Origin of the sequence: Pelodictyon luteolum DSM 273 (assembly GCF_000012485.1) — a bacterium.
Classification (GTDB): domain Bacteria; phylum Bacteroidota; class Chlorobiia; order Chlorobiales; family Chlorobiaceae; genus Chlorobium; species Chlorobium luteolum.
The window spans coordinates 1721873-1734794 of record NC_007512.1 but is presented as its reverse complement, the minus strand read 5'-3'; the positions used below and the strand labels follow the sequence as shown (position 1 = coordinate 1734794).

The window sequence follows — 12922 nt, the reverse complement described above, 5'->3', positions numbered from 1 at the left end:
TAGGGCAATCGCCTTCTCATTCACTAGCCTTCCGTCGTTCCACCGATTTTTTTCAGGAGATGGAACATCGAGAGGGAGAAGAGTGCAAGCAGGCCGGAGAGGATGAGCGCACGGTCGAGATTGCCCTCGAACACGGCATTATAGATGGCCAGCGAGACGGTCTCCGTTTTTCCGCTGATGTTGCCGCCGAGCATGAGGGTGATGCCTACTTCCCCGAGCGAACGGCCGACCGAGAGCACAAGTCCGGTGAGAAGCGCATTTCGGGCCGCGGGGAGTATGACGAAGAGATAGGTGTGCAGACGGCTTTTACCGAGTGTCCATGCCGCTTCAGAGAGCGATGGAGGCATGCCCTCAACCGCCGTCTGCATGGACTTGACAACGAGCGGCAGGCCTGCGATGAACGATGCAATCCATACGCCGTTCCGGCTGAAGATGATATCGGTACCGAGTGCCTGCAGGCCCTGGCCGATGATGCCCTGACGCCCGAGCAGAAGGAGCAGAAGGAACCCTGTGGCAATCGGAGGAAATACCAGCGGAAGGGTCACGATTCCGTCTGCAATTGTCTGGAACACGCTCCTTCTGCCGGTCAGGAAGTAGCCTGCCAGCACTCCCGCCGCGAGGTGCAGGACGAGGGTCACTGCTGCGGTGCTGAGGCTGAGCTCAAGCGGGCCGGCGATGCCGTCGGGGAGTGCGGGGATGTGCATGCTATGGGTTCAGAGTCCGTATTTCCCGAAGATAGCAAGGCTTTCGGGCTTTTCCAGAAATTCCAGAAATCTGCGGGCCTCATTGTTGTTCTCAAATCCTGCCACCTTCACCGTGCCGATGTTGATCGGCTCGTAGAGCGACTGCTCAATCGGCATGAACCCTCCGATCTGCTCCTGAATAGCCAGCGCATCGGTCAGGTTCAGGAATCCTGCGTCAAGTTCACCGGTGATGAGGTATGCCGACACCTGGGGGACGGTGGACATGGTCATGAGTTTTGTTCTGGTGCCGGCTTCGAGCCCGGAGCGTTGGAGGAATGTGGTGGCGGCATTGCCGTAAATGGTTTTTGATGGGTCTGGCATGCCGATCCGTCCGAACGCTTTTCCCTCAATTGACGAAGCCCGGTCAAGCTTGAGTCCTTTGCGCCAGGCAAGGACAAGTTTGCCGCCGCCGATGCGGTGGAACCCGGAGGTCTTTACGCCGGAGCGGAGGAGGCAGTCGCGGTCGCCGAGGATGATGGCGACCTTGCCGCTCATTGTCGTCTGGGTGATGATATGCTGCATGTTGCCGTAGACGCCGTCGACGTGGGTGCCGTTTTTCTCTTCATAGAGACGGGAGATCTCCATGAGGGGCCGTTTGTAGCCGGCGCCGGCCGCAATGGTGAGTGTGGCTGCATGGAGGGTGCCGGCAACCAGCATGAACAGCAGAATGGGAAACAGTGTTTTTTTTCTCATGATCGTAGTCTCTTTCCGGGGTTCAGGAATAAAATCCCGGCGCCGGAGAAACGCCGGGAAGGTGTAAAGAAGAAAGAACATGCACTGCGGAGAAACTCTAGTAGTGGAGGGCAAGCGTCGCCATAAGGGTGAACGGCGCTCCGGGTTGGTAGGATGTCTTCATCGTTTTATAGTCGGACGTGCTGATCATGCTGACGTACTGTTTGTCGAACACGTTGATGAGGGAAAGCGAACAGTCGACATTTTTGAATCCGAGCATCGGTCGCGACCAGGTGATGTCAAGATCGAAGACCGTCGCACCGTCGATCTTTTCTTCGTGTAGTACATCCCCGTAACGGACTGAGCTGTAACGGACAATCGGAGAGATGCTGACGTCACCCATCCTGTAGCTGAGCATTCCCTTGGCCATGAATTCCGGTGCATCAGGAACCTGGTCACCCTTTACGTCAATAGTCGGGTTGCCGCTGGCATCAGACGCGATGGCCTGGTCGAAGTAGAATCGGTTCCATGAGAATGAACCGTAACATTTCAGGTCGCGGGAGGGCTTGTAGTCTGCTTCAAGTTCGACGCCGTATCCCTTGGCGTCGGCGTTATTCATCGGGTATGTTGCATTAAGCGCCGGGTCGTAGAGCACCGCCTGCTTGTGGTTGTGGATGGCATAATAGATGGTCGGGGCGAGGCTCCAGTTGGTGCCCTTCATCTTCATGCCAAGCTCGAAGTTCTGTGCTGTCTCCATTTCGCGGGCGTCCCAGAGCTCCTGGAAGGTGATGCCGTTGGTTATGAAATTTTTGGCATTGGAGATGAAGTAGGGATAGATGTCGACATGGGTGACATAGTTTTCTCCGTAGGCGAGGTGAATCGATGTGTCATCATTGATGAACCTCGTCAGCGTCAGGTTTGGAAAGACGCGGCTGAAGGTTTTTGCTGCTGTTGCGCTTCTTGATGCGTCTATTGACGGGTTCGAGGCGAGAGCCTCGTCGTAGCTTACGTCAACGGCCGCCATGTCATATGTGATGATCGACGGCAGGGTGTAGTTGACATACTTCAGGCCGCCCTCAATACGATAGTTCCCTGTGCTGTACTTTGCCTCAATGAAGGGTTCGTGCAGTTCGTGGCTGGAGGTGTTCGAGAGGATAGACCAGTTTTTGAATACAAGGTCCCCTGCAGTGGATACGGTGTAGTTCTTCCATGAGGAGGGAGGTCCCGGCCGTTCCTGAGTGTGGAATAGGTATCCAAAATCAAGATCGATATCACCGAGTTTTGTTGAGTATTCAGCGAGTAGCCCTTTAAGGTCATGCTCGACGTCCCACTCCCGGACGAGGTTCGTTCCCGGTGTTGGTGTTATGGTTTCCATGTAATACCCCTTGTCGCTCCAGTAGTAGGGTTTGATGTTCAGCTTCGAGCTGTCCCCGGTTTTGATTTCCAGGTTGGCCATCACCATCCAGTCCTCAAACTCGTTCTTGTTGTAGTCGTAGTGCCAGACGCTGGTGGGGTCTGTGCTGTAGTCCTTGCTATAGGCGGTTTCGAGGTTGCTGATTTCGGCATAGCTGAGTGCGCGGTAGGGATGGATCAGCCCTTTGCTGTATGTAAGGAATGCTTCAAGCTTCACCCTGTCGCTGAAGGTTTCCGAGATCCCGAACATGAGGTTGTTGCGGTTGCTCGATCCTTCGCCTTTCCACTTGTCGGCATAGCTCGTCGATCCCGAAACGAATGCCTTCAGCCCACTTCCGAGCTCGCCGCTATCAACCCTCAGATAGGTGCGGCTGAAGTCGTTGCTGCCGACGGTCTGCTTCACATCAACACCAAACGTATCGGTAGGTCGCTTGATTTCCATGTCAATCTTGCCCCCGACAGTGGAAAGCCCGAGTCCCTTGTTTGCCGGCATGACGCCGGTGTAGATGGTGATGTTCTGCATGTTCTCAAGATCGTAGATGGTCGCTCCTCCCCCCGGTCTGCCGGTGACGGGAAGTCCTTCAACATTGGCCGTAGTGGACGGCACGCCGCCGGCCGTAGCCTCAACTCCACGGAACTTGAATGCCTCATGGTAGTTGGATATGTCGGCGAGCCCGTATGGGTCGACGCTCTGCTGGCTGAGGGATGGCATCATGTTGATGACCTTGTAGACGGACATCTGCGAGGGGTTCAGTACGGCCGATTCGCTGCCGGTTACCTGCTGCAGGATATCTCCCTTCTGGCCTGATACGGTGATTTCCTCGGAGGTAAAGCGGATGACGGTGCTGTCTGGTGCTGTTTCAGCGGCTTGGGCCGTTGCTGCGAGCAGAAACGCCATGCATGTGAGGGCTATGGGGGGGGGTTGTCTTTTTCATAGGTGTGAGTGGCAGTGTTGGATTTCGTTATGGTTTTAGGGTTATAGCGTCAGGCGCAGGTTTGGATTGAAATTCAGGGTTGTGCTATTATTCGTTATATAAGTGTGAATATAACGAAAGTTGCAAAAAAATGCTGTTTTCTAACATGGAAAGGCAGCGTTTGAAACACATTTAGAAGATGGCGTGAACTGCGGCGGAATCGCCTTTTTTGAGCGCATCAAGGATTTCATTGGCTTTTTGTTCGCTGTCTATATTTCCCAAGAAGACCCCGGCGCCAGTGAAACGTCGGGAAGGTGAAAAGAAGACAAAACATGAAATGCAATGCGTTCGATGTATTCAATTTTACTCAGCTCCAACCGATGTGTTACAGGGACATCGTTATGCCGCCGTAAAAGTAGGTTCCCGTAGCGGCAGCACCGCTGTTCAGCGCATACGCTGCATCTGCCTCGTCATTGAACAGATTGTCGATTCCAAAGAAAACGCTGGTGTTTGAAATGACGCTTTTCGAAAGGTACAGGTTGACGAGAGAGTACCCCTCTGTTTTGGTTGTCTTGTCAGTCATCTGCCTTCCTGTCGTAAGCAAGCGTATGTTTGCGTTGATTCCGGCTTTTGGCTGGAGATACGCTAGCTTGAGGGTGTTGGTGATGTCCGGGACGAACAGCAGGTCTGCTCCGGTGCTTTTATCTTCGCTCTCAATTGTGGTGAATTCATCGGACAGGGTAAAGCCATATGGGATTGTGACCGATGCACTTACCTCTACGCCTTGTGTCATTGCCCTGTCAATGTTGCCGAGCTGGTAGTTGGGCACCCCATCTATCATTCCTAATGAAATTTTTCCGATCATGTCTCGAAGGTCGTTCCTGAAACCCGTGATGCTACAGGTTAACGGTCCGGCTGTTGCATCCATGCCGATTTCATAAGTTCTTGATTTTTCTGGTTCGAGATCAGGATTGGCGACAATCGCCTGGCTTTGTGTCCATGGAGAACCGATATAGAGCTCGTAGATGGTCGGGGCACGGAACCCTTCGCCGTAGGAACCTCTGATCTTGAGTTTGTCAGCAAGTTGGTGCCATATGCTGACTTTCGGACTGAATGCGGTGCCGAAGTCTGAGTGGCTGTCGTAGCGTAGGCCGAGAGTAAGGCCGAGCGGGTCAATGACAGACAATTCGTCCTGAATGTAGGACCCGAAGTTCCATACGTCGTGGCTGCCGGTTACAACGGCAAATGTTTTATTGATATTGACATCACGTCGATCTTCCTTGCGGTAATCGAGGCCGATGGATAGCCGGTTACTTTTGCTCAGTTTACTTACCCAGTGACTTTCGAGAAGCGAGGCTTCCTGCTTAAGGCTGGTTACGAAGCCGGAAGCTACGGTGATTGGATCCATTGTTGATTTCCAGTCGTAGCTCGATAGGCTGCCCTGTAGCGTCAGAGTTGATTCGCTTCCTGTGGCTATGTCTAAACCCGCATAGCCAAGGGTACGGTCGCTTTCAAGGGTTCGATCATAATATTTCTTTGAATACAAGCGGGCGCCTTCATTTTGCCTATCATGGTAAAGCACTCCCATTCTGGCCGTGACACCTTCATGGAATCTGTACGTCAGTGCTGCGGATCCTCCTCCAAGATATTTGTCATCTCCATCGGGTACGATATCGCTCTTGTCACGATCGTAATGATCTCGGTCGCTGTAGGAGCCGGCAATGACATAGCCGAGCTTTCCGGTCGTACCGCTGATCCATCCGTCACCCCTGGCCATGCCCGCTTCGCTGTATTTGCTGATGCCGGTTCTGAACCCGACTCCCGCATGGAGCTCTTTGGTGGGTTTCCTCGTGATGATGTTGATGACCCCGCCGATGGCATCACTGCCATAGAGTGCGGAGCCTGAACCCCTGATGATTTCGATCCTCTCAATCATGGCCGTCGGTATTTCCTCCATGTCGACATAGTCCCCGAAACCGGAGGAAAGCCGCATGCCATCGAGCAGGATGAGGGTATTCTTGCTGTTGAGGCCTCTGAGTCCTGCGATGCTGATCCTGCCGGAGGGGGATTGCAGGGAGATGCTCTGGGCTTCAGCCAGCACTGCATCAAGCGTTTCGGCTCCACTGGCGGCAATTTCCTCCTTGCTGATCACTTCAATAGCTGCAGGGACTTTTGATACCGGCGTTTCCGTGCGTGTTGCCGTAACCACGGTTTCTTCTGAAAGAAATGATGCCGCAAGACCGGTGCCAGGCAGTATCCAGCAGAGTGCAAGTAGCATCAGCGTTGGTGATGAACAGTATTTCATAAGTTGTTTTCGTTATGTTGTATGGGTTATAGCGGTGGGTAAAAAAAATGTCAAGAGTAAATGTCTGCCTGTTCAGCTCTTTACCTGCAGCCTCCCGGAGGCTTGAAGCCTTGCCTGTATTGATCCCAGAACCATTCTGCCACCATCTTAAGCTCTCGTTTGTTGAGTTTGATTGGGGGCATCAAGCCAAACCGGGTCATTGCTGCGGGCTCGAGTTGGGATGCTCGCGGATCAGGGTTTTCAATAAAAGCCATCATGTGCGTGACACCTGCTTCACGCTCAATGAAGGCCTCGTGATAGTGGAGCGCAATCCCGAGAACAGGAGGGCCGCCGGTCGGAGGCTGGTTGAGCGGATGGCAGGCGTTGCAGTGCCGGGTGTAGATTTCCATACCTGGCTCGCTGGCTGAAGCCTCTTCAGGCATTGATGCTGCCATGAGCATGCCTGTCATGGCCAAGATTATTGATTTCATCATCATGGCTTGTCTCCCCGGTTATTCCGGACAGTCCGGCGGGGTGAAGTTCGGCTTGTACTGGTCCCACATCCATTCCGATACGGTCCTGCGTTCTTGAGTTGTGAGTTTGAGTGGCGGCATCAATCCAAACCTTGTAATGGCCGGTGCACGGAGCTTTGACTGGGATGGTTCGGGATGTTTTATGAAGTCCATGATATGCTGAACACCATCCTCCCTTTTTTCAAATGCCTTATGGTAGAAGTGCGCGAGTCCGACAATCGGCGGCGCGGTTTCGGGGGGAGGCGTCATGGAATGGCAGCTGCTGCAGTGGTGGTTGTAGAGTGTCTGGCCTGTTTCGGCGGACTTTGCAGCATATGCAGCTCCTGCTCCAAGGGGTAGCAGTGCGCAAGCGAGAAGTACTCTGGTGACGGGTTTCATTGGGGCGTTTTCAGGGTTATCCGTTATGTGTGCTATGTTATAGCGGTGACTGTAAAAAAAGCATCAGATGATGCATTGCGGTGATAAAGATCGCTGTCTTTCCATCATGAAAAGACAGCGCAGGCAATAATAATCAGTGGATGATGTGCGCTTCGCACGCTTCGCCCTCTTCAAGCGCATCGAGAATTTCATCGACCTTATCTTCACTGTCGACTTCTCCATACCAGAAGTTTTCAGGGTAGATGACGACAATCGGGCCCTTCTCGCAGAGGTTGAGGCATGCGGTGGCGGACACGGCCACGTCCGTCATGCCGCGGTCGGCCAGCTCGCTCTCGAAATAGGGAATCAGACTGAGTGACTCTTTTTTGCGGCAGATGCCCTGTGGAGCTCCCTGGGCGCGGAAGCTTGCGCAGACGAAAATGTGGTGTTTGGGTTTGTCCATTGCGGTGTCCTGTTTGGTGTTTGGGGTTGACGTTTCTCTGCTTTTCCTGTGTGCCGAAGCCATACATCCGGGTGAGGCGGCTCTCAGCCGCAGCCGCCTCCCGTTCCGCTGCATGCATGCTTTCTGCTGTTACGGGTCATGTGCCGGATGTCTTCGCCCTTGAAGAGGCCTGTGACGGCGTCTTCAATCACTCCTTCGAGCACCATGACTTCTATTCCCTTGGTGTTCAGCACCTTGGTCGGCGAGTCCCCTGCACTGCTGCAGAGCAGAGCGCGGCAGTCGCCGATGAGATCCGCCACGGCTTCCCACCGGTGTTGTCCTCCGCCCGGTTTGGGTGCAGGGCGGGAGTCGATGAGCGAGCAGGTGCCGGTGGCGGGGTCCATGCCGTAGACAAGGAACCGGTCGGCGTCGCCGAGGTGCTGGTTGACGAGGACTCCTTCGAGGCTCGTGACGGCAAGGTAGGGCCGGGTCTCTGAAGGGTTTTTCGGCAGTCTGGCGGCCTCATGGAGCTTTTCGGTCATGGCTTCGCTGTTCATCTCTCCGATGATGCCGACCGCGTCGGCGCGGCAGCGGGCGCAGTGCTTCATCTGCGGGAGGAAGGCACTGGTGGCTTTCTGGATGTCGGCCACCATGTCGGCCGGAGGTTCCTCGATGTTTTCGAAGACGGTCTCCTTCGTGTTATAGTAGGGAAGGCAGTTGAGGATGTCTGCCCCGAGTTCCGAGACCTTTTCGGCTACCGCTAGCACATGCCGGTCATTGACGCCGGGGATGATGATGGTGTTGACCTTGGCGGTGATGCCGGCGGCTTTCAGCGCGCTGAGGGCGGCAAGCTGGTTGCCGATCAGGAGTTCTGCAGCTTCAATGTCGCGGTGCATCCGTTTTTCATGGCGGACCCAGGCATAGATTTCAGCGCCGATGGCCGGGTCTATGGCGTTGATGGTGATGGTGACGTGGCTTACCTCAAGCTCCTTGAGCTCGGGGATGAAGGGCATGAGGTTGAGCCCGTTGGTTGCGACGCAGAGCAGCATCTCGGGAAACTCTTTGCGGACCAGGCGGAGCGTCTCCATGGTCTCTTCGGAGTTGGCGAAAGGGTCGCCGGGACCTGCTATGCCGACCACCGAAATGTTCGGCGAGAGCAGAACGGCCTGCTTCAGGTAGTGCAGTGCCTGGCCGGGTGAGAGCAGCCTGCTCGAGACGCCCGGCCTGTTCTCGTTCATGCAGTCGAACTTCCTGTTGCAGTAGTTGCACTGGATGTTGCATTTCGGGGCGACAGGGAGGTGTATCCGGCCGAACTTGTGTCGGGCGGAGTCGTTGAAGCATGGGTGGTTTTCAAGTTTGAGCTGCATGTGGTGTTCCTCCCTTTTACATGTAAGTGTATCCGATTTCAGAATCATCCTGTCGCGTCTCGATCACAGTGTTGACAATCCGGTCGAAGAGCTCCAGGGTGCCGCGGTATCCAAGATGGTGATGGCGCTGTCCGCCGAACCGGTCGTGGATGGGGAAGCCGATGCGAATCAGCGGGATTCCGCTTTTGCGCGACATGGTGTAGCCTTTGCTGTTGCCGATGAGGAGGTCGGGGCGGAGCAGTGCCGCCTCATCTTCGATGTCGGCGAAGTCGACCCCGTCGCGCACCTTGATGCCTTCTCCATCCAGGTCCGGAATAAGAGCTTCAAGCTTTTTACGCATGAGGCCGCTCTTGCCGCCGGATGCGCAGAGCACCGGACGGATGCCGATTTCCTGCAGGAATGCGGTCATTGAGATGACAAGGTCCTCTTCGCCGTATACAATCGCGGCTTTGTCGAACACATATTTGTGCCCGTCGGAGTAAGCATCCACCAGACGGCGCCGCTCGTCGTCGTACTTTTCCGGTCGGGGTTTCTGGCTGATGGCTTCAAGCAGCCCGAAGAACCGGTCGCTCTCCCTGATGCCGATCGGAAGGGGGAGGTGGTAACGCGGAACCCCGAACTTCGATTCGAGCCATCCTGCCGCAGACTTCGAGGCTTCGAGGGTGGAGCCGAACTCAATGCTGCCGATGGCGCTGGCGGATGTGGCGATTGCGGCGGCAGGAGTGCCTCCCGGGGGGATTCTGTGGTATTCTGCCCACGGGCCTCCGTCAAGTGTTTTCGAGTAGTCCGGCAGGATCATCGAGGGGAGCTGGAAGTCATCGAGGATCTCCTGCAGGTGGCGGAGGTCGGCCGGCGATACCATGTTCGGGAACAGATTCAGGAGGTTTCGGGGCACGCCTTTTTCAGCGAGTGTTTCCACTGCGGCCCGCACGGCGGCATGGAAGCCGTCGATATGGCTGCCCTGGTAGCTTGGTGTCGAGGCGTGGATGAGGATTGGTTCACCGGTCCTCGATATGGACTCTTTCATGTACTCGCGCAGGATCCCCTTCACGTCGTCGCCGATGGTTTCGGACAGGCAGGTGGTGGCGATGCCGATGACTTCCGGCAGGTACTGCTGGGTTACGTTCTTCAGGCCGAGCTTCAGGTTGTGGCTGCCGCCGAACACGGCCGTCTCCTCGTTGAAGTTCGAGGATGCAATGTCGATCGGCTCCTTGTAGTGGCTGATGAGGTACCGCCGGATATAGGTTGCGCATCCCTGGGATCCGTGCAGGAAGGGGACGCATTTTTCAATCCCCCTGAACGCGAGGCATGCGCCAAGCGGATTGCAGAGTTTGCAGGCGTTCTGGGTGGCCGTTTTTGCGTGTTTCACAGTGAACCTCCTTTGCGCGGAGCGAACTGCCATACCGGGCTCATGACCGACTGGTAGACCTCCAGAATGAAATTGTACATGCCCTCAAAGCCTGCGAGCGGAATCTTGCGTTCGTGGTTGTGATCGCAGAACCCGACGCCGAGCTTGAAGGCAATCGGGCGCTCCTTGACGCCGCCGATAAGCAGGTCGGCCTCTTTTTCGAGAATGAACTTAGAGAGTTCCACGGGGTTCGAGTCGTCGACAATGACCGTGCCCTCGTCGCACATTTCCTTCAGGGCGAGGTAGTCTTCCTTGTTGCCGGTCTGGGAGCCGGCAAGCACCACCGACATGCCGACCGAACGCAGCGCCTTGATGAGCGAAAAGGTCTTGAATGCGCCGCCGACGTATATGGCGGCTTTCTTGCCGCTGAGCGCCGCCTTGAACTTCTGGAGCTTGGGGTAGAGATTCCTGACCTCGCGGCTGACAATCTCCTTTGCTTTTTCCATGATCTCCGGCCGGTCCGGGAAATGTTTCGCCACGTCGTACAGGGCTGCGGACATGTCTTCGATGCCGAAGTAGGAGACCCTGATGTAGGGAATGCCGTATTTGGCCTCCATATCCTTTGCGAGGCTCGTCATGGAGCCGGAGCACTGCACTACGTTGAGGGTTGCGCCGTGAGCGCGTCTGACCGCTCCGACCCTGCCGTCGCCGGTCATGGTGGAGACGACCTCTATGCCCATCTCCTCGTAATATTTCCTGATGATCCAGGCTTCTCCGGCGAGGTTGAACTCGCCGAGAATGTTGATGCTGTATGGACTGATGTCCTCTATGGGGCCGGTTCCGACCAGTTTCATGAGGGCGGTGCAGGCAGCTTTGTAGCCGTCTTTTTTAGTCCCTTTGAACCCTTCGGAATGGACCGGCAGGACGGGAATGCCCGTCTCTTTTGCGACTTTTCGGCACACGGCGTCTATGTCGTCGCCGATCAGGCCGATAATGCAGGTTGAATAGATGAATGCCGCTTTCGGGCTGAACTTTTCAATCAGCTCTATCAGCGATGCGTAAAGTTTTTTCTCGCCGCCGTAGATGACGTCCATCTCGCGGAGGTCTGTGGAGAAACTGAGTCTGTGGAGTTCGGGGCCCGATGAAACGGCTCCCCTGATGTCCCAGGTGTAGGCTGCGCATCCGATTGGGCCGTGGACGAGGTGAAGCGCGTCGGCCACCGGATAGAGCACTACCCTCGAGCCGCAGAAGACGCAGGCCCGCTGGCTGACGGATCCCGATAGGCTGGTGGTTTCGCACGAAATGTCGAACGCCTGACCGCCATCCTTCTTTTCGAAGATCTGTTTTTCCCTTCCCTCGAGGATGCCTATCTGCTCCATGGCTGTTTCCTTTTGTAAGCGGTGTTGAATGGTTGCCTGCTCCCTTCCTGTGCCGCCGATTTGCGGCGGCACTTTCCGGGGGGGGTTACATCACGAGTTCGAACTTCTCCTCATTTGCCGTCATGTCCTGGCGGTCCATGAGGACACCGAGGATCTTTTCGACGATGCGCAGCCCGCCGCTGTACCCCACGCTGGGGAAGTAGCTGTGGCCGATGCGGTCGAGGATCGGGAAGCCGAAGCGTACGAACGGGATATCCTCGTCACGGGCGATGTACTTGCCATAGGTGTTGCCGATGAGGAGGTCGACCGGCTCGTTCTTGATCCACTGGTGCAGGAGGAACATGTCGGCATTGAGGCCGTTCTTGAAGTTCGCTCCGGGGGCACGCTCCAGGATCTCCTTCATGCGCTTGTCGAATCGTCCGCCGGGTGTACCGCTGACGATGTGGCGTGGTTTCATGCCGAGGTCAAGCAGGAACTCCGTGAGCGGGATGAGCTGGTCGGGGTCACCGAAGAGCGCAACCTTTTTGCCGTGGAAGTATTGCTCCATATCGGTCATGACGTCAACGAGCCTGCCGCGCTCTGCAGTGATGGAGTCCGGGACCTTTACGCCTGCGGCCTTCGAGAGCGCCATGATGAAGCGGTCGGTCGCCGAAAGCCCGATGGGCATGTCCACCGTTTCGAAGGGGACGGAGCATTTCTTGTCGAGCGCAATGGCTGCCGGTTCGGCGCTGATGCAGCCGAGGGCAAGGGTGAACTTGCTGTCGCCGGTGCTCTTGAGTTCCGGAACGGTGACGCCGCCTTTCGGGTAGAATACGTGCTTGCCGGTCTGCGGTGCGTCGAGCACGTCGGAGGTGTCGGGGAAGAGTACGATTTTGGCTCCCATTTCCTTCGAGATGCGCTTGAGTTCACGCATATCGGATGGTTCCATCCATCCGGCGACCAGATTGACCTGGTCCTTCTTCTCGCCGGTGGAGACGGCGAACTGCGAAGCCATGCCCGCGACCATGTTGGCATAGCCGGTGACGTGCGATCCGATGAAGCTCGGAGTCGAGGCGTAGATCACATACTTGCCCTCGGGGATCTTTCCGTCATCGAGCGCTTTTCTGGTGATCTGCTGCAAATCGTCGCCGATGGTTTCAGAAAGGCAGGTCGAGTGCACGGCGATGATGTCCGGATCGTAGACCGAGAAGATGGTGTCGATCGCGGCAAGCAGGTTGGCCTGTCCGCCGAAAACCGATGCGCCTTCGGTGAACGAGCTGGTCGCCGCCATCACCGGCTCCTTGTAGTGCCGGGTGAGGGTGCTGCGGTGGTAGGCGCAGCAGCCCTGCGATCCATGGCTGTGAGGCAGGCATCCATGGATGCCGAGCGCGGCGTACATGGCTCCGATCGGCTGGCAGGTTTTTGCTGGATTGATCGTCAGCCCTTCGCGCTCTTTGACCTCGCTGGTGGTGTGTCGTAATAACATGTTAA

At 56.0% G+C, this 12922-nt stretch carries 11 protein-coding genes; all 11 read right to left on the bottom strand.

The features are described 5' to 3' along the window. Positions 1-23 precede the first annotated feature (23 nt). Positions 24-704, bottom strand: coding sequence for a molybdate ABC transporter permease subunit (locus tag PLUT_RS07985; RefSeq protein ID WP_011358271.1), 681 nt, complete (start codon positions 702-704; stop codon positions 24-26). Between the two features lie 9 nt (positions 705-713). Continuing rightward, on the bottom strand, positions 714-1436 hold the full coding sequence (modA, locus tag PLUT_RS07980; protein ID WP_041464168.1) for a molybdate ABC transporter substrate-binding protein: 723 nt from the start codon (positions 1434-1436) through the stop codon (positions 714-716). 97 nt (positions 1437-1533) lie between these two features. Beyond that, positions 1534-3726, bottom strand: a complete 2193-nt coding sequence (locus tag PLUT_RS07975) for a TonB-dependent receptor (RefSeq protein WP_011358269.1) — start codon at positions 3724-3726, stop codon at positions 1534-1536. Positions 3727-4127: 401 nt separating this feature from the next. Beyond that, positions 4128-6020, bottom strand: a complete 1893-nt coding sequence (locus PLUT_RS07970) for a TonB-dependent receptor plug domain-containing protein (protein ID WP_041463875.1) — start codon at positions 6018-6020, stop codon at positions 4128-4130. A 107-nt stretch (positions 6021-6127) separates the two neighbouring features. Next, positions 6128-6523, bottom strand: a complete 396-nt coding sequence (locus tag PLUT_RS07965; protein WP_011358267.1) for a c-type cytochrome — start codon at positions 6521-6523, stop codon at positions 6128-6130. A gap of 15 nt (positions 6524-6538) precedes the next feature. Continuing rightward, on the bottom strand, positions 6539-6937 hold the full coding sequence (locus PLUT_RS07960) for a c-type cytochrome (RefSeq protein ID WP_011358266.1): 399 nt from the start codon (positions 6935-6937) through the stop codon (positions 6539-6541). 133 nt (positions 6938-7070) lie between these two features. After that, positions 7071-7379 (bottom strand): (2Fe-2S) ferredoxin domain-containing protein, encoded by a 309-nt coding sequence (locus PLUT_RS07955; RefSeq protein ID WP_011358265.1) that lies wholly within the window; start codon positions 7377-7379, stop codon positions 7071-7073. Between the two features lie 83 nt (positions 7380-7462). Further along, positions 7463-8725, bottom strand: coding sequence for a radical SAM protein (locus PLUT_RS07950; protein WP_011358264.1), 1263 nt, complete (start codon positions 8723-8725; stop codon positions 7463-7465). A 16-nt stretch (positions 8726-8741) separates the two neighbouring features. Then, positions 8742-10094 (bottom strand): nitrogenase component 1, encoded by a 1353-nt coding sequence (locus tag PLUT_RS07945; protein ID WP_011358263.1) that lies wholly within the window; start codon positions 10092-10094, stop codon positions 8742-8744. Beyond that, the gene (gene nifE / locus PLUT_RS07940) at positions 10091-11452 is read right to left on the bottom strand and encodes a nitrogenase iron-molybdenum cofactor biosynthesis protein NifE (protein ID WP_011358262.1); all 1362 of its coding nucleotides are present in this window, start codon (positions 11450-11452) and stop codon (positions 10091-10093) included. The genes PLUT_RS07945 and nifE overlap by 4 nt, the downstream gene beginning before the upstream one ends. An 85-nt stretch (positions 11453-11537) precedes the next feature. Further along, a complete protein-coding gene (nifK, locus tag PLUT_RS07935; RefSeq protein WP_011358261.1) occupies positions 11538-12917 on the bottom strand; it encodes a nitrogenase molybdenum-iron protein subunit beta in 1380 nt (459 codons plus the stop codon). Positions 12918-12922 lie beyond the last annotated feature (5 nt).